Source organism: Pseudomonas sp. GW456-E7 (assembly GCF_059424105.1).
In genome coordinates this window covers 1-23,211 of record NZ_JBWKZB010000070.1, presented here as the reverse complement: position 1 = coordinate 23,211, position 23,211 = coordinate 1, and the positions used below count along the sequence as shown (strand labels likewise).

The following is a 23,211-nucleotide window of genomic DNA, read 5'->3' as shown; positions in this document are numbered from 1 at the left end:
CTACCAAATCACCCCCAAACCTCCTTCGAAAGTAGCATTCGCCCCCCTGGCCCACCGTGCATTAATGGCTCTACCGGAATCACCCGGCACAAGAAGAGGAATGACCCATGTGGACTAAACCCGCGTTTACCGATCTGCGCATTGGCTTCGAAGTGACGATGTATTTCGCCAACCGTTGATTGATCACCCGGCCAGCCGATGGGTTGGCCGGACCTGCCTCCTGGAGCATCCGCCATGCACATCCGCGTTCTCGGTTCCGCCGCTGGCGGTGGTTTTCCGCAGTGGAACTGCAACTGCCGCCAGTGCGCCGGTGTGCGCAATGGCAGCCTGCGGGCCCAGCGTCGTACGCAGTCGTCGATTGCCTTGAGTGACAACGGTGTGGAGTGGGTGCTGTGCAACGCGTCACCGGACATTCGCGCGCAACTCGAGAGTTTTGCACCACTGCAACCGGCGCGGCGCCTGCGTGACAGCGCCATCGCCGGCATCGTGCTGCTGGACAGCCAGATCGACCACTGCACCGGTTTGCTCAGCCTGCGCGAAGGCTGCCCCCATGACGTCTGGTGCACCGAGCGTGTGCATCAGGACCTGAGCAGCGGTTTCCCGTTGTTCACCATGCTCGGACACTGGAACGGCGGATTGCGCTGGCAACCGGTCGGCCTCGATCGCCAACCGTTCAGCATCCCGGCCTGCGGGCATTTACAGTTTCGCGCCATTCCCCTGGTGAGCAACGCGCCGCCGTATTCGCCCAATCGCGGCAACCCGCAACCGGGCGACACCATTGGCCTGTTCATCGAAGACCTGCGCAACGGCGCGTCGCTGTTCTATGCGCCGGGCCTTGGTCGAGTCGACGATGAAGTGCTGGGCTGGATGCAGCGTGCCGATTGCCTGCTGCTGGACGGCACCCTGTGGCGCGACGACGAGATGCGTATCTGCGAAGTCGGCCAGAGCCTGGGCAGCCAAATGGGGCACCTCCCACAAAGCGGCCCCGGCGGGATGCTTGAAGTGCTGGAGGGTTTCAACCGCCAGCGCAAGGTGCTGATCCACATCAACAACACCAATCCCATTCTCGATGAAGACTCGGCCGAGCGGGCGTTGCTGGAGCGGCGGGGGATCGAAGTGGCTTATGACGGCTTGAGTATTGAGCTGTAGCCGACGGCCTCTTCGCGGGCAAGCCCGCTCCCACAGGTTTTGTGGACACTGCCGAACCCTGTGGGAGCGAGCCTGCTCGCGAAGAGGCCTGACCAGACACCGCAGAGCTTCCCGGAGAACCGCAATGACTGACAACGCAATGTCCCCCAGCGAATTCGAAGCTGCCCTGCGCGCCAAGGGCGCCTACTACCACATCCATCATCCTTTCCATCAAGCCATGTACGCCGGCCGCGCCAGCCGCGAGCAGATCCAGGGCTGGGTCGCCAATCGCTTCTACTATCAGATCAACATTCCCCTGAAGGACGCCGCGATTCTCGCCAACTGCCCGGACCGCGACGTGCGCCGCGAGTGGCTGCAACGGATTCTCGACCACGACGGCGCCCCCGGCAGCGAAGGCGGTATCGAAGCCTGGCTGCGCCTGGGCGAAGCCGTGGGTCTGGATCGCGAGCAGATCCTCTCCCAGGAGCTGGTGCTGCCCGGCGTGCGTTTCGCGGTGGACGCCTACGTCAATTTCGCCCGTCGCGCCTGCTGGCAGGAAGCGGCCAGCAGTTCACTGACCGAACTCTTTGCCCCTCATATCCACCAGTCGCGACTCGATACCTGGCCGACCCATTACCCGTGGATCGACGTCGCCGGCTACGACTATTTCCGCACGCGCCTGAGCCAGGCGCGGCGCGATGTCGAGCATGGGTTGCGCATCACCCTGGCGCACTACGTGACGGCCGAGGGGCAACAACGCATGCTGGAGATCCTGCAGTTCAAGCTCGACGTGCTGTGGAGCATGCTCGATGCCATGAGCATGGCCTACGAACTTGCGCGCCCGCCGTATCACACGGTCACCGGCGACAATGTCTGGCACCGGGGGATCGCCCTGTGAGCTTGATCGACCGCCAGCAGTCACCGATCTTGCGTCGCGGTTTTCGTCTGCAATGGGAGCCCCGTCAGGACTGCCATGTGCTGCTGTACCCCGAAGGCATGATCAAGCTCAACGCCAGTGCCGGGCAGATTCTCGACCTGGTGGATGGCCAGCGCAGTGTGGCGGCGATCATTGAGCGATTGAGTGCGAATTTCCCCGGCGTACCCGGGATCGACGAAGACGTGCTGGCGTTTCTGGAGGTGGCCCATGCGCAATTCTGGATCGAGTGAGACGCTGCCCGGACCGCCGTTGTGGCTGCTCGCCGAGCTGACTTACCGCTGTCCGTTGCAGTGCCCCTATTGCTCCAATCCGTTGGACTTTGCCCGGCACGGCGAGGAACTGAGCACGAAAGAATGGATTCGCGTATTCCGCGAGGCGCGGGACATGGGCGCCGCGCAATTGGGCTTTTCCGGCGGTGAGCCATTGGTGCGCCAGGACCTCGCCGAACTGATCAAGGCCGCCCGGGACATGGGCTATTACACCAATCTGATCACCTCCGGCATCGGCCTGACCGAGCAGAAGGTGCGCGACTTCAAGGTGGCCGGGCTGGACCATATCCAGATCAGCTTCCAGGCTGCCGACGAAGCGGTGAACAACATGCTCGCCGGTTCGCGCAAGGCCTTTGCCCAGAAACTCGCCATGGCCCGTGCGGTGAAAGCCCAGGGCTATCCGATGGTGCTGAACTTCGTCACCCATCGGCACAACATCGACCGGATCGCGCAGATCATCGAACTGTGCCTGGAGCTGGAGGCGGACTTTGTCGAGTTGGCCACCTGCCAGTTCTATGGCTGGGCTGAACTCAACCGCGTCGGCCTGCTGCCCACCCGTGAACAATTGCAGCGTGCCGAGCGCATCACCAACCAATACCGCGAACGCCTTGAAGCCCAGGGTCACCCGTGCAAGTTGATCTTCGTCACCCCGGACTACTACGAGGAACGTCCCAAGACCTGCATGAACGGCTGGGCCAACCTGTTTCTCGACATCACCCCCGACGGCACGGCCTTGCCTTGTCACAGCGCCCGGCAGTTGCCGGTAGCGTTTCCCAACGTGCGCGAGCACAGTCTCTCGCATATCTGGAACGACTCGTTCGGCTTCAATCGTTTTCGCGGCGACGACTGGATGAAGGAGCCGTGCCGCTCCTGCGACGAAAAGCACAAGGACCTGGGCGGGTGCCGCTGCCAGGCCTTCATGCTGACCGGCGATGCCGCCAATGCCGACCCGGTGTGCAGCAAGTCGCCGCACCACGGGGTGATCCTCAAGGCCCGTGAGGAAGCCGAGGCGCCGGGGCTGGGGATCGAACACCTGACGCTGCGCAACGCGAAGGCTTCGCAGCTGATCTATCGCGGCTAGTCTGGCGATACAAATCCCCTGTGGGAGCGGGCTTGCTCGCGAAAGCGGTGGGTCAGGCAATATAAATGTTGAATGTTAAGGCCTCTTCGCGAGCAAGCCCGCTCCCACAGGGGGGGCTGCGGTGAATTTGAATGTGAGTACACTCCTGGCGGTGCTACCCATTGGTCTGATTGCATTCACAGCAGGATGGTTTAGTGTGGTTTCTACCTTCCAAAACAATAAAAACAGGCTTTCCAATGAGCCAGAGTCTCAACCAGCTGCGCAAGTTCGTTTCCCCTGAAATCATCTTCGGTGCCGGCAGCCGGCACAGTGTCGGCAATTACGCCAAGACCTTTGGTGCACGCAAGGTCCTGGTGGTCAGTGACCCCGGCGTGATCGCCGCCGGTTGGGTCGCCGATATCGAGGCCAGCCTGCAGGCGCTGGGCATCGAGTACTGCCTGTACAGCGATGTCTCGCCGAACCCTCGGGTTGAAGAGGTGATGCTCGGTGCCGAGATGTACCGGGAAAACCACTGCGACGTGATCGTCGCCGTGGGTGGCGGCAGCCCGATGGACTGCGGCAAGGGCATCGGCATTGTCGTCGCCCATGGCCGCAGCATTCTCGATTTCGAGGGCGTTGACACCATCCGCGTGCCCAGCCCGCCGCTGATCCTGATTCCGACCACTGCCGGCACCTCGGCCGATGTCTCGCAATTCGTGATCATTTCCAACCAGCAGGAGCGCATGAAGTTCTCCATCGTCAGCAAGGCCGTGGTGCCGGACGTTTCGCTGATCGACCCGGAAACCACCCTGAGCATGGATCCGTTCCTGTCGGCCTGCACCGGCATCGACGCCTTGGTGCATGCCATCGAAGCCTTCGTGTCCACCGGCCACGGGCCGTTGACCGATCCTCATGCGCTGGAGGCGATGCGCCTGATCAATGGCAACCTGGTGCAGATGATCGCCAACCCGAGCGACATTGCCCTGCGCGAGAAGATCATGCTCGGCAGCATGCAGGCCGGGCTGGCGTTCTCCAACGCCATCCTGGGCGCCGTGCATGCCATGTCCCACAGCCTCGGCGGCTTTCTCGATCTGCCCCACGGCCTGTGCAACGCGGTGCTGGTCGAGCATGTGGTGGCCTTCAATTACAACTCGGCGCCGGAGCGCTTCAAGGTAATCGCCGAGACGTTCGGCATCGACTGCCGGGGCCTGAATCACCGGCAGATCTGCGGGCGCCTGGTCGAACACCTGATCGCCCTCAAGCACGCCATCGGCTTTCACGAAACCCTCGGTTTGCATGGCGTCAGGACCTCGGACATTCCGTTCCTGTCGCAGCATGCGATGCACGATCCGTGCATCCTGACCAACCCGCGCGAATCCAGCCAGCGCGATGTCGAGGTCGTCTATGGCGAAGCCCTCTGACGAGCAACAACGGGCCCTGACCGGGCTGCTGGGGCTGGGCAGCCATTCGGCGCGCAAGAGTCATTATCCGGAACTGGCCGCGCGCCTGGATGATCTGGAAGCCGAGCGCAACCGCTACAAGTGGCTGTTCGAAAACGCGGTGCACGGGATCTTCCAGGCCAGCCTGCACGATGGCATGCGCGCCGCCAACCCGGCGCTGGCACACATGCTCGGCTACCAGGACCCGCAGGAGGTGCTGTTCTCCCTGACTGACCTGGGCAGCACCCTGTTCGTCGACGGCGCGCAGGAGCTGGAAGCCATCGGCGAAATCCTCAGGCACCAGCGCAGCCTGCACGGTTATGAAACCCGCTTGCGGCGCAAGGACGGCAGTCACCTGGATGTGTTGATGAACCTGCTGCTCAAGCCCGGCCAGGAAGGCCTGGTGGAAGGGTTCGTCTCCGATATCACCGAGCGCAAGCTGGCCCAGCGACGCCTGCAGCAACTCAATGACGAACTGGAGCAGCGCGTCGTCGCGCGCACCGATGAATTGCTTGAAGCCAACCGTAACCTTCAGCAGCAGATCACCCAGCGTAAACAGATTGCCAAGGCCTTGCGCGATGCCCGCGATGCCGCCGAGGCCGCCAATCACAGCAAGGACAAATACCTCGCTGCCGCCAGCCACGACCTGCTGCAACCGCTGAACGCCGCGCGGTTGCTGATTTCGACCTTGCGCGAACGCAAGTTGCCGGAAGCTGAACAGGTACTGGTGGAACGCACTCATCAGGCCCTGGAAGGGGCCGAAGACCTGCTGACGGATCTGCTGGACATTTCCCGTCTCGATCAGGCCGCGGTCAAGCCGGACGTTGCGTCATACCGCCTCGACGAACTGCTGGGGCCACTGGTGTCGGAGTTCCAGTCCGTCGCCCAGGCGGCCAGCTTGAACCTGCGGGTGCACATGGCCGATTACGCCATCAGCACCGACTTGCGCCTGATGACGCGGATCCTGCGCAACTTCCTCAGCAATGCCTGCCGCTACACCGATGAAGGCAGCATCCTGCTGGCGGCAAGACGTCGGGGCGAGATGTTGCGCCTGGAGGTCTGGGACACCGGGCGTGGCATCGCCGCCGACCGGCTCGATTCGATCTTCCTCGAGTTCAACCAACTGGACGTCGGCCGCGCCGCCGACCGCAAGGGCGTAGGCCTGGGGTTGGCGATTGTCGAGCGCATCGCCAAGATCCTTGGCTACAGGATTGGCGTTCACTCGTTGCCGGGGCGGGGTTCGATGTTCAGCATCGAGGTGCCGTTATCCGATGAGGTTCCATTGCCCGTGAGCCAGGCGGTGCCACAGCCGGGCACCGGCAACCCGTTGCCGGGACGCCGTTTACTGGTGATCGACAACGAAGTGAGCATTCTCCAGAGCATGGGCGCGTTGCTCGGGCAGTGGGGCTGCGACGTTCTGGTCGCCACCGATGAGGCGGCTGCACTGGCGGCGTTAGGCGGCCAGGCGCCGGAACTGATTCTCGCGGACTACCACCTCGATCACGGGGTGGTTGGCTGTGATGTGGTGCGACATTTGCGCGAGCATTTCCACCAGGACATTCCCGCGGTGATCATTACTGCCGACCGCACCGACCATTGTCGGCGTGCGTTGCAGCGGCTCAACGCGCCCTTGTTGAACAAACCGGTGAAGCCCGGCAAGTTGCGAGCGGTGTTGAGTCAACTGTTGGGGGCGTCTGCCTGAAACGGCCGATACTGCAGGGTCAAGCCCAGTTCGATGGCTTGACCTTGCTCCAGCAAACGCAACCCCGGCCGACCGGGCAGGTGGTGCGCGTTGACCGGGTGGCTCACCGGTTCGATGCAGAAAAACTCCAGGCCCACGGGGCAGTAGAGCAGGTAGTAATCGCTGCCGGTGGCCTGGCAGTCCAGTTCGTATCCGAGGTCGGGCTGGCGGATCAGGCAATGGCCGTTCCATTCGCAGAAGCCGTTGTCCACGAGCGATTCGGGCAATGGCTTGAGCTGCTGGAAATCCCACTCCACCGGCAATGCGCTGAGGTGCGTCGGTAGTTTTTTCTCATTGCACAACCATACTCCGCGAGCCGCGGCCCGCAGTCGGGTGTTGGCGGTGCGCGGCAGATACGGATGCAGTCCCAGTCCATGCCAGGCCGCGTGTTCGCCCAGATGAGTAACGCTCAATTCGATGCTCAGTTTGCCTTCGCTCAGATGAAAACGTTGCCGGGCGCGATAAGCGAAGGGGGTTGTGCTGTCGAGTTGCAGGACCACTTCATTTTCCGACCGGGAAACCACATCCCACGCCTGCTGCCAGGCGCTGCCGTGAATCGGCAGGGGATCGGTGAGGCTGTTGGGTGTCAGTGCCAGCCAGCCATCGGGGCAGTCGAAACCGCCTTCGGCGATGCGGTTGGACCAGGGGATCAAGGCAAAGCAGCCGAGCTTGCCGGGCAGGCCGGTGTTCAGGGCGTGCTCATCGGCGCGGCGCAGCAAGGGCTGTCCGCTGTTGCGCACGGTCCAGTTGACGATGCTGGCGCCAATGTCGGGGGCGAGGGTGAGGCGGGTGAGGTCGTCTTCGAGTTCGAGCAGATTCATTGTTTTTCGTTCTGCGTTGGAAGGGTGGGAAAGATCGCAGCCTCGTTGCACTCGACAGCTCCTACAGGTGCAACGAGGCTGCAATCCGTCAGGACTTGAACAAAGGCTCAGGCAATCCCTTCACCCCGGGATCAAGGGCAAACACGCCACCGGCCAGCGACTGAAGGTCATGGTCATCGCCGGGGCGAATCGAGGTCACGAACAGCGTGTCCAGTCGAGGGCCACCGAAGGCGCACATGGTGGGTTTTTTCACAGGTACGGCCAGGGAACGGTCAAGCCGGCCGTCGGGGGTAAACCGGTGGATCAAGCCGGCGTCGTTGGCGCAAATCCAGTAGCAGCCATCGGCGTCGACCGCCGCACCGTCGGGTCGACCTTCGTGCTCGTTCATGTCAACGAACACGCGGCGGTTGGAAGGGGTGCCGGTTTCGATGTCGTAGTCGAAGGCCCAGATCTGCTGGACCTGCGGATGGGAGTCGGACAGGTACATCGTGCGCCCGTCGGGGCTGAAGCCCAGGCCGTTGGGCACGATGAACCCGCTCAGCCGGGAATCGAGTGGCCCGCGTTGCCCGGCGCTGTAGCGGTACAACGTGCCGTCGGCGGCGTTGGCGCCCATGTTCAGCACCATGCTGCCGGCCCAGAAACGTCCCTGCCGATCGCAGCGGCCGTCGTTCAGGCGCATGTCGGCGCGGGCATGGTCGACGTGGGCCAAGGGTTCACTGTCGAGGCTGCCGTCGTTGCGCGGATGCAATCGAAAGAACCCGCTTTCCATGCCGGCGACCCAGCCGCCGTCGGCATGACGCGCGATGCAAGCGAGCATCTCCGGGGTTTTCCAGGTATCTACCTGCCCGGTGTCGGCACGCCAGCGCTGTAGACCGCCGGCGGGAATATCGACCCAGTACAGAGCGCTTTCCTCAGGCACCCAGACCGGGCTTTCACCGACTGCGTTACGGGCGTCGACAATCAATTCGGCTTGCATGGCAACTCATTCCCTTGGCTTTTGTTGTGGGGATCAAGCGGGGCGCGAAGGTTCAGTCACCGAACGGGCCGGCTACGCAAAAGGCGCCGCCCTGGTACAGCCGCGCCGGGTCATCGGCGGCAGGCATCGGCTGGGCTTCGATTTTTTCGCGGAACTGTTCGGAGCTGTCCTGCGCGACAAAACCCAGGGCTGTAGCGTAGCGGTTGTCCCACCAGACGTCCTTGTTGTCGGACACGCCGTAGACCACGGTGTGGCCGACGTTCGGGGTGTACAAGGCGCGTTCGAGCAGTTGCGTCAGGTCGCCGAAACTCAGCCAGGTGCTCATCATCCGCCGGTTGTGCGGCTCGGGGAACGAGGAGCCGATGCGCACGCTGACGGTCTCGATGCCATAGCGGTCGAAGTAGAACGTGGCCATGTCTTCGCCGTAGGACTTGGACAGGCCGTAGTAGCTGTCGGGGCGGCGAGGGGAGTGGGCGTCAATGACTTCGTCCTGCCGGTAGAAGCCGATCACGTGGTTGGAACTGGCGAAGATCACCCGCTTCACCCCGTGGCGGCGCGCGGCTTCGTAGATGTGGAACACGCCGCAGATGTTGGCGCCGAGGATCTCTTCGAACGAGTGCTCGGTCGACACGCCGCCGAAGTGCAGGATCGCGTCCACGCCTTCGACCAGTTGATGCACCGCTTGCTTGTCGGCGAGGTCGCACGGCATCACTTCTTCGCGATCATCGATGGCGGGCGCGATGTCGGCGATGTCCGACAGGCGAATGACGTTGGCGTAAGGGCGCAGGCTTTCGCGCAGGACTTTGCCGAGGCCACCGGCGGCGCCGGTCAGCAGCAGGCGGTTGAAAGGGGGGCGGGCGGTTGCTGTGGTCGTCATGGGAATCCTGGGTGCGCTGTTATTGGTTTGTTGTAGGTTGTCGTATGACTTGGTTGAAGTATCGTTAGGGTCTCCGCTGCTTGTCAACGCGACAGTGGTTGAAAATGACGGAGGGTCGTCCTGTCCTGCTCTGTTCTGTGGGAGCGAGCTTGCTCGCGATGGTCGTCAACGATAACGCTGGAAACCTGATACCCCGTGGCGTTCTCGGGTTCATCGCGAGCAAGCTCGCTCCTACAGGGGCTGGTGTTGATGCCTATGATTTACAACAACGAAATCGGGTAGCTGATGAAAATGCGGTTTTCATCGAATTCGTTGGTGCTGAAACTCTTGCGGATACTCGCGTTACGCCATTTCACGTTGAGGTTTTTCAGCGCACCGCTCTGCACCGTGTAGGCCAGTTCGGATTCGCGGCCCCATTCCTTGCCGTCGGTGATCGCGCCGGTGTGCACGTTGTCACCACTGATGTAGCGGTTCATCAGGGTCAGGCCAGGAATGCCGAGGGCGACGAAGTTGTAGTCGTGGCGCACCTGCCAGGATTTCTCCCGGGCGTTGTCATAGCTGGAGTTGTAGCTGTCGTTGGCCAGGGTGCCGCCACTGGTGCCATTGACCCGCATCCACACGTCGTCGCCGGTGAGTTTTTGCAGGCCGACATAGAAGGTGCTGCCGCCATATTTGGCCGAGAGCAGGGCAAACGCGGTCTTGTTGTCGAGGTCACCGGCCCGGGCGCTGCCGTCTTCCTTGCCGATGAAGTAGCCCAGGTTGGCGCCCAGGGTCCAGTCGCCGACGGGCTGGCTGTGGGTCAGGTTGAAGTATTGCTGCTGGTAAATGTCGCTGAGCTCCGAGTACCAGACGCCGACCTGCGTGCGCTTTTCATTGAACGCGTATTCACCGCCGCCGAAGTTGAAACGGTCGGAGGTGAACGCCGTTTTTCCGTTCATGAACATGTCTTCCATGCTCGCGTCATTGCGCGGGCTGTTTTTCTGGAATTGACCGCCATACAGCGTCAGGCCGCTGATTTCGGCGGACGTCACCTGGGCGCCCTGGAAGGTCTGCGGCAGCGAACGACCGTCGTCGGAACGCAGGATCGGCAGCACCGGCATCCATTCGCCGACCTTCAATTCAGTTTTCGAAATCTTGCCTTTGAGCGCCACGCCCAGGCGGCCGAAATTGTCGGCCGGGCGGCCGTCGTCGTGGATCGGCAACAGTTGCGTGCCGCCAGTGCCCTTGCCGCCATCGAGCTTCTGCGAATACAGGCCCAATACATCGACACCGAAACCCAAGGTGCCCTGGGTGAACCCGGACCTGGCATCGAGGATGAAGTTTTGCGTCCACTCCTCAGCCTTGCCCTGGGGGTAGGCCGGGTTGGTGAAGTTGCGGTTGAAGTAGGCGTTGCGCAGGTTCAGCGTGGCCTTGGCGTCGTCGGTGAAACCTTCGGCCTGACCGGTGATGGGCAGGACGAGGGCCAGCCCGCTGCAGCCGATCAGGCTCAGGGTATGACGACGAGAAAGGTTTGCACGCGAAGAACGGGCGGACGAATTGCGGACGAGCTTGCTCACTGTGACGCTCCCTTGTTTCTTGTTTTTATTGTTGTCATACGTCGTCGTACAACATTGGTGGGCGATATTTGCGGGATTTTTGGGGGTTGTCAATCGGAAGTTATACGATGACTTGGTGCGGACTTTGGGATGTCCGAGAAACCTGTGGGAGCGAGCTTGCTCGCGATGACGGACTGTCAGTCAACATTTCTGTTGAATGTTCGGCCGCTATCGCGAGCAAGCTCGCTCCCACAGGGAATGGATTGTCAGCTGGAAATCATGGGGGGCAGGGTGCCGAGTAAAGAAACCGCCGCCACTGCACCAAGCCCCAGCATCCACTCCAGCATCACGCTGGCGCGCAATGCTTGCAGACGCTGTTCGCAATCATTGATCCGCAAGCGATTGAACAAGGCCAGGCCCAGCATCGTCGCCACCAACGTTGCCTTGATCAACAGGATCAGCGCAAACCCGCTGAACAACGGCGTCGGCCAGAACGCCCCGGTGAGCACCCTTACATTGATCAGTCCGGTGATCAGCAGCCCGGCGACCAGGCCGTAACCGACGCCGCTGAAGCGCTGCAACATCACGCGGATCGAATGCCCCGCAGGCTGTCGCAGAATCATCACCAGCAACAACAGGCCGCCGAGCCAGGCACCCACGCAGAGCAAGTGAATCAGTTGATTGAGGATCAGCAACTGGCCTGCGCTGCCATCGAGCATGGCGCCGTGGCCGACTGGGGCCAGGGTGGCCAGCAGCAACCCGCTGAGGCTCAGGCGCAGTGCAAGGCTTGCGCCCAAGGGTGTCAGCAGCAACGCCACCAGCGCGAGGTTAATCAGCAAGTGCCAGCGCCAGACCTGGCCGAAAAAGGTATTGCCCAGCACCAGGCCCAGGGTCGACGGATCGATGGCCGCGTCCCAGGCCCCGGCCATGCTCGCGGTAATCAGCAACAACCAGCAGACCCCGCTGGCCAGCGCCACCACGGCCAGCCAACGGCAAGTGCGTGCCAGGCGCTGATCCAGTGCGCTTTCGTCACTCGATAGCAAGGGCCTGAACAGCCAGGCCCCGAACAGCATCAGCACCACGATGAAATGCAGGAAGCGACACAGCACCAGCGCACTCGCCATGAGTTACTGGCCAACCTTGAAGGCGTAGGCACCTTCGCTTTTGTGGGTGTCGACCGATACCGCGTGCCATTCGACCTTGTAGGTACCGGCGGTCAGGGGCGCGGCGGGGGTGACGACCAGGGTCTTCTTGTCGCTGCCTTCGGTGGTCAGTGCTTTGACCGTCACGGGTGCGCCATCCCGGGTCAGGGTGACTTTGGTGAAACTGGCCTCGATACCCTCGGAGAACTCCAGGCGCAATTGCGTTGGCGCGGTCACGGTGCTGTCGGCGGCCGGTGTCTGGCTTTTCAGGTGGGCGTGGGCCGACACCGAAGAAGCGGCGAGCAGCGAGCCGAGCAGGGCAGCGATGGTCAGGGTTTTCTTGAGCAGCATCGTGGGTACCTCAGGCAGTTTCCAAGTGCGCAGAGTTTAGCTTTCCGAGAGCGGCTGTACGAAGATTCGTTTTCCCCTGTCGCCGCAGTCCAGAGCGGATGCTAGTCTTGCTCAACGCTGTTGTCGGGGACCCGCATGGGCAATCACAAGATCGAGATTCGTCGCAGTAACGTCGAAAAAATCCTGCTCGGGGCGGAAAAGGTCTTCGCTGAAAAGGGCTTCGGCAGCACGGCCATGGCCGACATCGCCGCTGAAGTGCAACTGCCGCGTTCCAACCTGCATTACTACTTCAGCACCAAGACCGAACTGTACAGCGCGGTGCTGTTCGATTTGCTGGAAGTCTGGAAGCAGGACGCGCTGTGCTTCGAGATGTTCGACGACCCGCGCGTGGTGCTCAGCAGCTACATCCGCGCCAAGATGAACCATTCCCGCAGCCGGCCTCATGGTTCGAAAGTCTGGGCCAACGAAATCATCCACGGCGCACCGACCCTCGGCGCAGCGCTGGATGCGAGCCTGTACGACTGGGCCAAGATGAAGGAAGCGAAAATCCGCCAGTGGGTGGACGACAAACGCATCCTGCCGGTGGAGCCGTCGAGCCTGCTGTACATGATCTGGGCCTCGACCCAGCACTATGCCGACTTCGATCACCAGGTGAATATTCTCAACGACCACCAGCCGCTGTCGGACATGCAATTTGAAAAAGCAGTGCAGACGGTAACCAGTGTGATTTTGCGGGGGATCGGGTTGGAGCCTTGAGATTTTTGTTGTAGCTGCCGACGCCATCGCGAGCAAGCTCGCTCCCACAGGGGATCTCAGTGTTAATACGATCCCTGTGGGAGCGAGCTTGCTCGCGATGGCGTCAGCTCAGGCGCCGCTGGCCTCAAGGGCTGACGTGATACGGATTCCTCGGATCATGATTCCAGTCCAGGAACGGCTTGCCAGTCTCCACCGGCACCATCTCGATACAGTCCTGCACCGGGCAGGTGATCTGGCACAGGTTGCAGCCCACGCACTCCTCATCGATCACCTGGTACTTGTGCGTGCCGTCCGTTTGCTTGAGGCTGGCCACGGCCTGGTGCGAGGTGTCCTCACAGGCAATGTGGCAGCGACCACAGCCGATGCACGCCTCCTGGTCGATTTTCGCGATCACCTGGTAGTTGATGTCCAGGTACTTCCAGTCCGTGGTGTTGCCCACCGCGCGCCCGGAAAATTCCGCGATGCTGGCGTAGCCCTGACTGTCCATCCAGCGTGACAATCCGTCCTTCATGTCTTCGACAATCCGGAAGCCATGCAGCATCGCCGCCGTGCACACCTGCACCGCGCCGCTGCCCAACGCGATGAATTCCGCGGCGTCGCGCCAGTTGCCGATGCCGCCGATGCCGCTGATCGGCAGGCCTTGGGTCTGCGGGTCACGGGCGATTTCGGCGACCATGTTCAAGGCAATCGGCTTGACGGCCGAGCCACAGTAACCGCCGTGGGTGCTCTGGCTGCCGACCATGGGATTGGCCACCATGCGTTCGAGGTTGACGCTGGTGATCGAGTTGATGGTGTTGATCAGCGACACCGCATCGGCACCGCCACGGTGGGCCGCGCGGGCGGCGACGCGGATGTCGGTAATGTTCGGCGTGAGCTTGACGATCACCGGCAGCGAGCAATAGGTCTTGCACCAGCGGGTGACCTGTTCCACGTATTCCGGCACCTGGCCGACCGCGGCGCCCATGCCGCGTTCCGGCATGCCGTGGGGGCAACCGAAGTTCAGCTCGATGCCGTCGGCGCCAGTGGCCTCCACCAGCGGCAGGATGTGTTTCCAGGACTCTTCGACGCAGGGCACCATCAAGGACACGATCAGTGCGCGGTCCGGCCAGTCCTTTTTGACCTGGGTGATTTCCCGCAGGTTGATCTCCAGCGAGCGGTCGGTGATCAGCTCGATGTTGTTAAAGCCAAGCACCTCCCTGTTCGCCCCGAAATGCGCCGAGTAGCGCGACGAAACGTTGACCGCCGCCGGATCCTCCCCCAGGGTTTTCCAGACCACGCCGCCCCAGCCTGCCTCGAAGGCGCGGACCACGTTATAGGCTTTGTCGGTGGGTGGCGCGGAGGCCAGCCAGAACGGATTGGGTGCCTTGATGCCGGCGAAGACAATCGACAGATCGGCCATTTACGCAGCCTCCACGTTGAGCATCAGTTGAGCGTTGATCGCCTCGGCGGCGCGCTTGCCATGCTGCACCGCTTGCACGGTGAGGTCTTGATCGAGGCTGGTGCAGTCGCCGCCGGCATACACGCCGGGGATGCTGGTGCGCAGTTGTTCGTCGACTGCGATGCGCTCGCCCTGGCGCTTGAGTTCGCGGGCCAGCGGATCGGCGAGGGCGTCGCTGTCGAAGGCCTGGCCGATGGCCTTGAAGATCGCGTCGGCAGCCAGCTCGAAGGTTTCACCGGTGGTTTGCAGGCGCCCTTCGACCAGAAGGGTGCGGGCGAAACGCATGCCGCGCACCCGGCCGTGGTCATCGAGCAGCACTTCTTCAGGTTGCGCCCAGGTCATCAGCCGCACCTGGTTGGCCTTGGCAATCTCCTGTTCGTGATGGGTGGCGCCCATGTCTTCGACGCCGCGCCGGTACACCAGGTTCACGTCACGGGCGCCGAGACGGGCCATTTGCACGGCCATGTCGATGGCGGTGTTGCCCGCGCCGAGGACGATGCAATGGTCGGCCAGGGGCAATTGGCTCAGGTCATCGGCCTGGCGCAGTTCGCGGATGTAGTCGGTGGCGGCGAGCAGACCGGGCGCGTCTTCGTGGGCCAGGCCCAGTTGTTTGCTGGCGTTGAGCCCGAGGCCGAGGAACACCGCATCGAACTGTTGATGCAGTTCGCTGAGGGTCAGGTTGTCCCCGAGTTTCTGCCCGTGGCGGATTTCGATTCCGCCGATTTCCAGCAGGAACTCAAGCTCCCGTTGCGCGTAGTCGTCCACCAGTTTGTATTTGGCGATCCCGTACTCGTTGAGGCCGCCAGCCTTTTCCCGCGCCTCGAAGATCACCACGTCATGCCCGTGCATGGCGCTGCGGTGGGCGCAGGACAACCCGGCTGGACCTGCGCCCACCACGGCGATGCGTTTGCCGGTGGCGGCAGCACGCGGGAACGGGTGAGTGCTGAAATGGGCGTTGTCCACGGCGTAGCGCTGCAACAGACCGATCATGACCGGCGCGCATTCGTGGGCGTTGTTGCGCACGCAGGCTTGCTGGCAAAGGATTTCCGTCGGGCACACCCGGGCGCAACTGCCGCCAAGGATGTTGGCCGAGAGGATCTTCTGCGCGGCGCCTTGCACGTTGTCCTGCTGGATGTTGCGGATGAACGAGGGAATGTCGATTTCGCTCGGGCAGGCATTCACGCAGGGCGCGTCGTAGCAATACAGGCAGCGCGAGGCTTCGAGCTGAGCCTGGCGCTCGTTGAGCGGTGGCGCCAGATCGGTGAAATGGCCGGCGAGGGCGGCCGCATTCTCGATGGGATGCGGAAGGTGGTCCAGGGTCTTGATCACGGTTTTGGCCTCATGGTTATTTGAGGTGCTGCCTCTGAATGGGCAGTGTTTTTTGTGTTGTCTGTGCGGGCCTCATCGCGAGCAAGCTCGCTCCCACAGGGATTTGTGAACACTGAAGATCCACTGTGGGAGCGAGCTTGCTCGCGATAGGCTGCAGGCCGCTTTCAGCGTTTCACAGCGACCGGCTGATTCAGCTCGGCCCGCTTGCTCAGCAAGTCAAACACCGCCGGGTACGCCGGCCGTTCGACGTAGCGCCCGGCCCCACGCTCGGCCCGTAAATCCCCATCGGCCCAAACCACGCGGCCCTGGCTGATGGTGTGGCTGGGCACGCCGCGCACGGTCTTGCCTTCGAAGATGTTGAAGTCCACCTGCTGATGGTGGGTCTTGGCGGAAATGGTCCGCGTGCCTTGCGGGTCCCACAGAACCAGGTCGGCATCGGCCCCCACGCGAATCGCGCCTTTGCGTGGGTAGAGGTTGAAGATCTTTGCGGTGTTGGTGGACGTCAGCGCGACGAATTGCTGCATCGAAAAGCGTCCGCTGTTCACCCCTTCATCCCACAACACCGCCATGCGGTCTTCGATGCCAGCGGTACCGTTGGGGATCTTGCTGAAGTCGTCGCGGCCTGCGGCTTTTTGCTCGGCGCAGAAGCAGCAGTGGTCGGTGGCGGTGGTGTGCAGGTTGCCCGATTGCAGGCCATGCCAGAGCGCCTCTTGATGACCGCGGGGGCGGAACGGCGGGCTCATCACGTAACCGGCGGCGGTTTGCCAGTCCGGGTGGCGGTAGACACTGTCGTCCAGCAGCAGGTGCCCGGCCAGCACTTCGCCGTACACCGGCTGGCCCTTGCCGCGGGCGTAGGTGATTTCGTCGAGGGCCTCCCTGGTCGAGACGTGTACCAGATACAGCGGCGTACCCAGGGTTTCGGCGATGCGGATCGCCCGGCTCGCGGCCTCGCCTTCTACCTGAGACGGCCGCGACAGCGGATGCGCTTCCGGCCCGGTGATGCCCTGGGCCATCAGCTTGCGTTGCAGGTGATAGACCAATTCGCCGTTTTCCGCATGCACGGTCGGTACCGCACCCAGTTCCAGGCAGCGTTCGAAGCTCGCCACCAGGGTGTCATCGGCGGCCATGATCGCGTTCTTGTAGGCCATGAAGTGCTTGAAACTGTTGACGCCATGCTGGCTGACCAGTTCGGCCATTTCCTCGCGGACCTGGTCGCTCCACCAGGTGATGGCGACGTGAAAGCCGTAGTCCGACGCCGACTTCTCGGCCCAACCGCGCCACTGATGGAAGGCTTCAAGCAAGGATTGCTGCGGGTTGGGAATCACGAAGTCGATGATCGAGGTGGTGCCGCCGGCCAGTCCCGCCGCCGTGCCACTGTAGAAGTCTTCGCTGGCCACGGTGCCCATGAAGGGCAGTTGCATGTGGGTGTGCGGGTCGATGCCGCCGGGCATCAGGTACTGGCCGCTGCCGTCGAGCACTTCGGCGCCTGCGGGGATATCGAGGTTTTCGCCGATGGCCTTGATCACGCCGTCTGCGCAATACACATCGGCGCGATAACTTTCATCATGGGTAATAACGGTGGCGCCACGGATCAACAGAGACATTCCGAGTTCCTCGCAGGCAATGACCGGCTTGTGCCGGTTCTAGATGTTTTATATGACGCAAGCGTCAACAGGTGTATTCCTGTCAGCACTGTCAGGATTAAACGCTAGCTGCAGTTATTCGAATCGGCAAGAATATTTTTTATAAGCTTATGCAGTTATTAACTGATTGATATTTAACGATTAAATACAAGAATCACCAAAATGGTGAGTGACCTCACCATTTTGACGCACTTGACAGGATCGAAAAATAGTCAAGATTTCTTATGTGAAATCAGCTGTTTGAGTATGGTCTATGGTTGATGCGCAGCCATTGAAAAAAAGATCAACGCACCAGTTTGAGTCCTGACTGTCCGGACAACTTGCCTGGCATTCGGCCTGAGTGGCCTGACAACTAGTCGAGTCAGCGAATAAAACCGATAAACATCAGTGGGTTGCAATGTGTTTATGGAACTGCCCGATGCGTAATCGGGGTGCCCGGCACGTTTATTGATGCCGCCAGCCCCCGATGAGCAAAAAAATAATTCAAAGAACAGTGGAGCGGCCATGCAACAGATCAGATCGCAAGTGACCGAGCGCGACGGCTTGTTTGAGCTGGAAGCCGGCAGCGATGTCCTCGACAGTCCCCGTTACAACCACGACATTGCACCGACCAAGGTGCGCGAACGCACCTGGAACAAATGGCACATCACCGCGTTATGGGTGGGCATGGCGATCTGCGTGCCGACCTACACCCTCGGTGGCGTGCTGACCGCGTACTTCGGCCTGACCGTCGGTGAAGCGCTGCTGGCGATTCTGTTTGCCAACATCATCGTGCTGATTCCCCTGACCCTGAACGCCTTTCCCGGCACCAAGTACGGCATTCCCTTTCCGGTGTTGCTGCGCTCGTCCTTCGGCGTACTCGGTTCCAACATTCCGTGCCTGATCCGCGCCCTGGTGGCGTGTGGCTGGTTCGGTATCCAGACCATGTTCGGCGGGTTGGCGATTCACCTGTTCCTCGGCTCGGTGTTCGAGGGCTGGAAATCCCTGGGTGGTACCGGCGAGGTCATCGGCTTCATGGTGTTCTGGGCGCTGAACCTGTGGGTGGTGATACGCGGCGCCGAGTCGATCAAATGGCTGGAAACCCTGTCTGCACCGCTGCTGGTACTGGTGGGTGTAGGGCTGCTGGTCTGGGCCATGCCGAACGTGTCGATGACCGAGTTGCTGGCAATTCCGGCCAAGCGTCCCGAAGGCGCCGGGGTGGCCAGTTATTTCGCCGCCGGGCTGACCGCGATGGTCGGCTTCTGGGCCACGCTGTCACTGAACATTCCGGACTTCAGCCGCTACGCGAAAAGCCAGAAGGATCAGATTGTCGGGCAGATCATCGGCCTGCCGCTGACCATGTTCCTGTTTGCTTCCCTGGGTGTGGTGATGACCGCGGCCTCGGTGAAGCTGGTGGGCGTGACGGTTTCCGATCCGGTGACTCTGATCGGCCATATCCAGAGCCCGGTGTGGGTCGCACTGGCCATGGCGCTGATCATCATCGCCACGCTGTCGACCAATACCGCAGCCAATATCGTGTCGCCGACCAACGACTTCCAGAACATCGCCCCCAAGGTGATCAACCGCACCAACGCCGTGCTGCTGACCGGCTTCGTCGGCTTGGCGTTGATGGCCCATGAGCTGCTAAAAAAGCTCGGCCTGATCGTTTCCGACCTCAGCCTGGAAACCGTTTATTCCAACTGGTTGCTCGGCTATTCCAGCCTGCTCGGGCCGATCGCCGGGATCATGGTGGTGGACTATTTCCTGATCAAGAAACAGCAACTGGACCTTGCCGGCCTGTACCGCGATGACGTGTATCCGGCGTGGAACTGGAGCGGTTTCATGGCCTTCGGCGTGCCGGTGGTGTTGACGCTGGCGTCCCTGGGCAGCGATGCGTTCAGCTGGTTCTACAGCTACGGCTGGTTCACCGGTTCGATCCTGGGCGGGGTGATTTATTACGGGTTGAGTGTGATGTGGCCTAGCCCATCTGTTGCGAAATCTGCGGTGTGAGCACTGGCCCCATCGCGAGCAAGCTCGCTCCCACAGGGGATCTGTAAACACTGGAGATCCAATGTGGGAGCGAGCTTGCTCGCGATGAGGGCTTTGAGTCCACCGAAGAAACACCTGAAGGAATCCATAAGAACAGCCAGAGGAGATCATCATGAACGCGGCCGTCGACGTTCTGCAGTCCAGCCATCAACACATCAACCGCGACCGCCTGTGGCAGTCGCTCATGGAACTGGCCAAACTCGGCGCCACGGTCAAGGGTGGCGTGTGTCGCCTGGCCCTGACCGATCTCGATCGCCAGGCCCGGGACATCTTCGTCAAATGGTGTGTCGATGCCGGCTGCACCGTCAGCATCGACGCCGTCGGCAACATCTTCGCCCGACGCCCCGGGCGCAATCCCGACCTGCCACCGGTGATGACCGGCAGCCACATCGACACCCAGCCCACTGGCGGCAAGTTCGATGGCTGCTTCGGTGTATTGGCGGGCGTCGAGGTGCTGCGTACCCTCAATGACCTGAACATCGAAACCGAAGCACCGCTGGAGGTGGTGGTCTGGACCAACGAAGAAGGCTCGCGCTTTGCCCCGTGCATGATGGGCTCAGGCGTGTTCGCGGAAAAATTCACCCTCGAGGAAACCCTGGCCAAGGTCGATGCCGATGGCGTGACCGTGGGTGAGGCGTTGAATGCCATTGGCTACGCCGGCCCGCGTAAAGTCAGCGGTCACAAAGTCGGGGCCTATTTCGAAGCTCACATCGAGCAAGGCCCGATCCTGGAGGACGAACGCAAGACCATTGGCGTGGTCATGGGCGCTCTCGGGCAGAAATGGTTCGACCTGAAACTGCGTGGCGTCGAAGCCCACGCCGGCCCGACCCCGATGCACCTGCGCAAGGACGCCCTGGTCGGCGCCGCGGTGATCGTCGGTGCGCTCAACCGCGCCGCCCTCAGCCATCAACCCCATGCCTGTGGCACCGTCGGTTGTCTGCAAGCCTATCCCGGCTCGCGCAACGTCATTCCCGGCGAAGTGCGCATGACCCTGGACTTCCGCCACCTGGAACCGGCGCGGCTGGATTCGATGATCGCTGAAGTGCGCGAAGTCATCGAAACCACCTGCGACGAACACGGCCTGACCTACGAACTCACCCCGACCGCGGACTTCCCGCCGCTGTACTTCGACAAGGGCTGTGTCGAGGCTGTGCGCGGTGCCGCCCAGGGCCTGGGCCTGTCGCACATGGACATCGTCAGCGGAGCAGGGCACGACGCGATCTTCCTCGCCGAACTCGGTCCGGCCGGGATGATCTTTGTGCCGTGCGAGGGCGGTATCAGCCACAACGAAATCGAAAACGCCGCGCCGGATGACCTGGCTGCTGGGTGTGCGGTGTTGTTGCGGGCGATGCTGGCGGCTTCGGCGGCGGTGGCCAGCGGTGAATTGGCGGCTTGAAGATCAAAAGATCGCAGCCTGCGGCAGCTCCTGCAGGAGAACGCATTCCCCTGTAGGAGCTGCCGCAGGCTGCGATCTTTGCTTTTATGTCACAAAGCCTGCTCCCACAAGGTTTCTTTGCACTATTGCAAGCCCGGGCGGTCGTATTCTCACAGGGTCGCCATTCTTGTGGAGATGCAATGAGCCAGGACGTCCTGAGCACGGAAACCAATCGCCGCCAGTTGCAGCAGATCATCGCCGGCCTGTCCGACGGGGTGATTCTGCTCGATCCCGACCAGAGCATCCTGTGGGCCAACGAGGCGGCGCTGGCCATGCACGGTGTTGCGCAAGTCAGCGACCTGGGTGCCAACGCCAAGACCTATGCCAAACGCTTCGCCTTGCGCTATCGCAACAAGCATGGGGTGCCGGTCGACAGCTACCCGATCAGCCGGGTCGCACGCGGCGAGACGTTCAGCGATGTGCTGGTGGAAGTGACGCCGGCGGCGGACGAAGCGCGTACCTGGGTCCATCGCGTGCGCAGCCTGGTATTGGCTGACAGCCGTGGCGACCCGGAATCTCTGGTGTTGATCATGGACGATGTCACCGAGTGGGCCAGTGCCGAGCAACGCTTCGAGAAAACCTTCGCCGCCAACCCGGCGCCGGCGGTGATCTGCCGCCTCAGTGACTTGCGCTACATCAAGGTCAATCCCGGCTTCCTCGAAATGACCGGCTATGCCCGTGACCAGGTGATCGGCACTTCGACCTATGAGCTGGACGTGCTGGACCAGGCCGAGCACAAGGAACTGGCCAGGCAGCGTCTGTGCGAAGGGGCGACCATTCCCCAGATGCAGGCCGAGTTGCGCCTGGTCGACGGTGCCAGCAAGCAAGTGATCGTGGCCGGCCAGCCGCTGGAGCTCAACGACGAAGCCTGCATGCTGTTTTCCTTTGTCGACATGGAGCCCCGGCACAAGGCTGAAATTGCCCTGCGCCAAAGCGAAGAACGTTTCGCCAAGGCCTTTCGCCTGTCGCCGGTGCCGATACTGGTATGCGGCGCGGCGGATCAGGTGGTGCTGGATGTCAACGAAGCGTTCCTGGATACCCTGGGTTATCCCGCTGAAGAAGTGCGTGGGATCGGCATAACGCAGATCGACTTCTTCGAAGATCGGCACGCACGCATCCAGCTGTTCGCCGCCCTGGAGAAAGCCGGTAGCCTGGACCGCATCGATGTGCGTGTGCGTAGAAAAGACGCTGGGCTGATTGATTGCACGGTGTCGGCGGACACCGTGAACATTCAGGACACACCCTGTTATCTGCTGGTGTTGATGGACATCACCGAGCGCAAGCGCACCGAGCTGGAGCTGGTGGCGGCCATCGAGGAAGTGATGAAGGACGCCTCCTGGTTCAGCCGCACGCTGATCGAAAAACTGGCCAACGTAAAAAGCGTGAATTCACCGAAGTTGCCCAGTGTGTCCTTCACCGAGCTGACCGCCCGTGAGCGCGATGTGCTGGGCCTGATTTGCGAAGGCCTGGCCGACAAGGAAATCGCCGCGCGCCTGAAGCTGGCGCCGAACACTGTGCGCAACCATGTGGCGGCGGTGTATTCCAAGCTCGCTATACACAGTCGCAGCGAGGCGATTGTCTGGGCGCGGGAGCGGGGACTGTTCTCCAGCGAGTGGCGGCCCAAGGGGCAGCGTTAAGGTGCAATTGCACTAAGGCGCAGGGTGCAAATTCATGTGTCGACCCGCTGTGGTGGCTCTTAGGCTGGTGATGCAGCAGGAGACTTGAAGTCACCTGCGCGCCCCCTGCGTAAAGCGTCAAAAGGAATAGCCCCATGAGCCCCTTACACCCTGCATCAAGCCGCCAGGGCCCCTCGCAATGATGACGCTGGCGCAGTTGAGGATGCTGATCGAACGCAGTTTTTCTCCCTTGGCCTGTGAATGCAGTATCACCGGCGACCACTGGCTGACCGTGAAGCTCTATCACCCGGTGTCGGGTCAGGTGGACCTGGTGGTCAGTGGCCTGAACATGAGTACGCTGCAAACAGCAGAGTCGGTCGCCTCGCTGATCGAAGAATTGCGCTATGAACTGCAGTGCAATTCCCTGCAACGCCCTGACCCGGTGATGTAAGAACTGCCAGCTTTTACTGGCATTGGCCACTGGCTGGGCTATAAATGATTCGCAGATATTTAATTTTGTGACAGGTGTATGGATTTTGCGCGCCGGTTTTGTTGTCACAAAAATGTGTCGATCACTTATCGCGGGTCAACCTATGAAAACTCTTGGGAAACGCGTTATCTCACCTTTGTCGCTGGCATTGTGCGTAGCGATTCTCGGCGGCTGCTCCAGCCCGCCACCCCCTCCAACGG

Annotated in this window: 21 protein-coding genes; 12 read left to right on the top strand and 9 right to left on the bottom strand. The window is 61.7% G+C overall.

The annotated features are described in order from the left end of the window. Positions 1-107 precede the first annotated feature (107 nt). The 7 genes from pqqA (at position 108) to AC07YV_RS27935 (ending at position 6,535) form a co-directional block, all read left to right on the top strand. Positions 108-179, top strand: coding sequence for a pyrroloquinoline quinone precursor peptide PqqA (gene pqqA, locus AC07YV_RS27965; RefSeq protein WP_003253598.1), 72 nt, complete (start codon positions 108-110; stop codon positions 177-179). 55 nt (positions 180-234) lie between these two features. Beyond that, positions 235-1,149 (top strand): pyrroloquinoline quinone biosynthesis protein PqqB, encoded by a 915-nt coding sequence (pqqB, locus tag AC07YV_RS27960; protein WP_102702477.1) that lies wholly within the window; start codon positions 235-237, stop codon positions 1,147-1,149. A gap of 124 nt (positions 1,150-1,273) precedes the next feature. Next, positions 1,274-2,026, top strand: coding sequence for a pyrroloquinoline-quinone synthase PqqC (pqqC, locus tag AC07YV_RS27955; protein ID WP_102702476.1), 753 nt, complete (start codon positions 1,274-1,276; stop codon positions 2,024-2,026). Next, positions 2,023-2,295 carry a pyrroloquinoline quinone biosynthesis peptide chaperone PqqD gene (gene pqqD, locus AC07YV_RS27950; RefSeq protein ID WP_102702475.1) on the top strand — a complete coding sequence of 91 codons (273 nt, stop codon included), beginning with the start codon at positions 2,023-2,025 and terminating at the stop codon, positions 2,293-2,295. The genes pqqC and pqqD overlap by 4 nt, the downstream gene beginning before the upstream one ends. Continuing rightward, positions 2,273-3,415 carry a pyrroloquinoline quinone biosynthesis protein PqqE gene (pqqE, locus tag AC07YV_RS27945; RefSeq protein ID WP_102702474.1) on the top strand — a complete coding sequence of 381 codons (1,143 nt, stop codon included), beginning with the start codon at positions 2,273-2,275 and terminating at the stop codon, positions 3,413-3,415. Before pqqD ends, pqqE begins: the two co-directional genes overlap by 23 nt. 236 nt (positions 3,416-3,651) lie before the next feature. After that, the gene (gene ercA / locus AC07YV_RS27940) at positions 3,652-4,815 is read left to right on the top strand and encodes an alcohol dehydrogenase-like regulatory protein ErcA (protein WP_102702472.1); all 1,164 of its coding nucleotides are present in this window, start codon (positions 3,652-3,654) and stop codon (positions 4,813-4,815) included. After that, on the top strand, positions 4,799-6,535 hold the full coding sequence (locus AC07YV_RS27935; protein WP_102702471.1) for a PAS domain-containing hybrid sensor histidine kinase/response regulator: 1,737 nt from the start codon (positions 4,799-4,801) through the stop codon (positions 6,533-6,535). Before ercA ends, AC07YV_RS27935 begins: the two co-directional genes overlap by 17 nt. Here the strand turns inward: AC07YV_RS27935 and AC07YV_RS27930 are convergent. The 6 genes from AC07YV_RS27930 to copC all read right to left on the bottom strand — a co-directional run bounded on the left by AC07YV_RS27930 (position 6,511) and on the right by copC (position 12,276). Then, positions 6,511-7,395, bottom strand: a complete 885-nt coding sequence (locus tag AC07YV_RS27930) for an aldose 1-epimerase (RefSeq protein ID WP_102702470.1) — start codon at positions 7,393-7,395, stop codon at positions 6,511-6,513. The genes AC07YV_RS27935 and AC07YV_RS27930 overlap by 25 nt on opposite strands. A gap of 88 nt (positions 7,396-7,483) precedes the next feature. Next, positions 7,484-8,371: an SMP-30/gluconolactonase/LRE family protein gene (locus AC07YV_RS27925; protein WP_102702469.1), complete on the bottom strand. Its 888-nt coding sequence runs from the start codon at positions 8,369-8,371 to the stop codon at positions 7,484-7,486. Between the two features lie 52 nt (positions 8,372-8,423). Further along, positions 8,424-9,248 carry an NAD-dependent epimerase/dehydratase family protein gene (locus AC07YV_RS27920; RefSeq protein WP_007972168.1) on the bottom strand — a complete coding sequence of 275 codons (825 nt, stop codon included), beginning with the start codon at positions 9,246-9,248 and terminating at the stop codon, positions 8,424-8,426. Positions 9,249-9,508: 260 nt separating this feature from the next. Next, a complete protein-coding gene (locus AC07YV_RS27915; protein ID WP_102702468.1) occupies positions 9,509-10,804 on the bottom strand; it encodes an OprD family porin in 1,296 nt (431 codons plus the stop codon). Positions 10,805-11,049: 245 nt separating this feature from the next. Then, positions 11,050-11,907, bottom strand: coding sequence for a copper homeostasis membrane protein CopD (copD, locus tag AC07YV_RS27910; RefSeq protein ID WP_102702467.1), 858 nt, complete (start codon positions 11,905-11,907; stop codon positions 11,050-11,052). A gap of 3 nt (positions 11,908-11,910) precedes the next feature. Then, positions 11,911-12,276 carry a copper homeostasis periplasmic binding protein CopC gene (gene copC, locus AC07YV_RS27905; RefSeq protein WP_102702466.1) on the bottom strand — a complete coding sequence of 122 codons (366 nt, stop codon included), beginning with the start codon at positions 12,274-12,276 and terminating at the stop codon, positions 11,911-11,913. A gap of 135 nt (positions 12,277-12,411) precedes the next feature. Between copC and AC07YV_RS27900 the strand changes: the two genes are divergently transcribed. Further along, positions 12,412-13,032, top strand: coding sequence for a TetR/AcrR family transcriptional regulator (locus AC07YV_RS27900; protein WP_102702465.1), 621 nt, complete (start codon positions 12,412-12,414; stop codon positions 13,030-13,032). A 124-nt stretch (positions 13,033-13,156) separates the two neighbouring features. On the opposite strand, the gene preA is transcribed toward AC07YV_RS27900, so the two are convergent. The 3 genes from preA to hydA all read right to left on the bottom strand — a co-directional run bounded on the left by preA (position 13,157) and on the right by hydA (position 17,403). Then, positions 13,157-14,431, bottom strand: a complete 1,275-nt coding sequence (gene preA, locus AC07YV_RS27895; RefSeq protein WP_102702464.1) for an NAD-dependent dihydropyrimidine dehydrogenase subunit PreA — start codon at positions 14,429-14,431, stop codon at positions 13,157-13,159. Next, positions 14,432-15,799, bottom strand: a complete 1,368-nt coding sequence (locus tag AC07YV_RS27890; protein WP_102702463.1) for an NAD(P)-dependent oxidoreductase — start codon at positions 15,797-15,799, stop codon at positions 14,432-14,434. 164 nt (positions 15,800-15,963) lie between these two features. Next, positions 15,964-17,403, bottom strand: coding sequence for a dihydropyrimidinase (hydA, locus tag AC07YV_RS27885; RefSeq protein WP_102702462.1), 1,440 nt, complete (start codon positions 17,401-17,403; stop codon positions 15,964-15,966). A gap of 543 nt (positions 17,404-17,946) precedes the next feature. On the opposite strand from hydA, the gene AC07YV_RS27880 reads away from it, so the two are divergent. The 4 genes from AC07YV_RS27880 to AC07YV_RS27865 all read left to right on the top strand — a co-directional run bounded on the left by AC07YV_RS27880 (position 17,947) and on the right by AC07YV_RS27865 (position 22,972). Further along, positions 17,947-19,431, top strand: a complete 1,485-nt coding sequence (locus tag AC07YV_RS27880) for an NCS1 family nucleobase:cation symporter-1 (protein WP_102702461.1) — start codon at positions 17,947-17,949, stop codon at positions 19,429-19,431. 151 nt (positions 19,432-19,582) lie between these two features. Then, positions 19,583-20,866, top strand: a complete 1,284-nt coding sequence (locus AC07YV_RS27875; protein ID WP_102702460.1) for a Zn-dependent hydrolase — start codon at positions 19,583-19,585, stop codon at positions 20,864-20,866. Between the two features lie 179 nt (positions 20,867-21,045). Continuing rightward, positions 21,046-22,542, top strand: a complete 1,497-nt coding sequence (locus tag AC07YV_RS27870) for a helix-turn-helix transcriptional regulator (RefSeq protein ID WP_102702459.1) — start codon at positions 21,046-21,048, stop codon at positions 22,540-22,542. A gap of 178 nt (positions 22,543-22,720) precedes the next feature. Then, a complete protein-coding gene (locus AC07YV_RS27865; RefSeq protein WP_102702458.1) occupies positions 22,721-22,972 on the top strand; it encodes a DUF1652 domain-containing protein in 252 nt (83 codons plus the stop codon). The last annotated feature ends 239 nt before the right edge of the window (positions 22,973-23,211 follow it).

Excerpts from the sequence above, each read along its gene's own strand:
- pqqB (WP_102702477.1), top strand. The coding sequence starts at position 235 with ATGCACATCCGCGTTCTCGGTTCCGCCGCTGGCGGTGGTTTTCCGCAG.
- pqqC (WP_102702476.1), top strand. The coding sequence starts at position 1,274 with ATGACTGACAACGCAATGTCCCCCAGCGAATTCGAAGCTGCCCTGCGC.
- pqqE (WP_102702474.1), top strand. The coding sequence starts at position 2,273 with ATGCGCAATTCTGGATCGAGTGAGACGCTGCCCGGACCGCCGTTGTGG.
- ercA (WP_102702472.1), top strand. The coding sequence starts at position 3,652 with ATGAGCCAGAGTCTCAACCAGCTGCGCAAGTTCGTTTCCCCTGAAATC.
- AC07YV_RS27935 (WP_102702471.1), top strand. The coding sequence starts at position 4,799 with ATGGCGAAGCCCTCTGACGAGCAACAACGGGCCCTGACCGGGCTGCTG.
- AC07YV_RS27930 (WP_102702470.1), bottom strand. The coding sequence starts at position 7,395 with ATGAATCTGCTCGAACTCGAAGACGACCTCACCCGCCTCACCCTCGCC.
- AC07YV_RS27925 (WP_102702469.1), bottom strand. The coding sequence starts at position 8,371 with ATGCAAGCCGAATTGATTGTCGACGCCCGTAACGCAGTCGGTGAAAGC.
- AC07YV_RS27920 (WP_007972168.1), bottom strand. The coding sequence starts at position 9,248 with ATGACGACCACAGCAACCGCCCGCCCCCCTTTCAACCGCCTGCTGCTG.
- copD (WP_102702467.1), bottom strand. The coding sequence starts at position 11,907 with ATGGCGAGTGCGCTGGTGCTGTGTCGCTTCCTGCATTTCATCGTGGTG.
- copC (WP_102702466.1), bottom strand. The coding sequence starts at position 12,276 with ATGCTGCTCAAGAAAACCCTGACCATCGCTGCCCTGCTCGGCTCGCTG.
- AC07YV_RS27900 (WP_102702465.1), top strand. The coding sequence starts at position 12,412 with ATGGGCAATCACAAGATCGAGATTCGTCGCAGTAACGTCGAAAAAATC.
- preA (WP_102702464.1), bottom strand. The coding sequence starts at position 14,431 with ATGGCCGATCTGTCGATTGTCTTCGCCGGCATCAAGGCACCCAATCCG.
- hydA (WP_102702462.1), bottom strand. The coding sequence starts at position 17,403 with ATGTCTCTGTTGATCCGTGGCGCCACCGTTATTACCCATGATGAAAGT.
- AC07YV_RS27880 (WP_102702461.1), top strand. The coding sequence starts at position 17,947 with ATGCAACAGATCAGATCGCAAGTGACCGAGCGCGACGGCTTGTTTGAG.
- AC07YV_RS27875 (WP_102702460.1), top strand. The coding sequence starts at position 19,583 with ATGAACGCGGCCGTCGACGTTCTGCAGTCCAGCCATCAACACATCAAC.
- AC07YV_RS27870 (WP_102702459.1), top strand. The coding sequence starts at position 21,046 with ATGAGCCAGGACGTCCTGAGCACGGAAACCAATCGCCGCCAGTTGCAG.
- AC07YV_RS27865 (WP_102702458.1), top strand. The coding sequence starts at position 22,721 with ATGATGACGCTGGCGCAGTTGAGGATGCTGATCGAACGCAGTTTTTCT.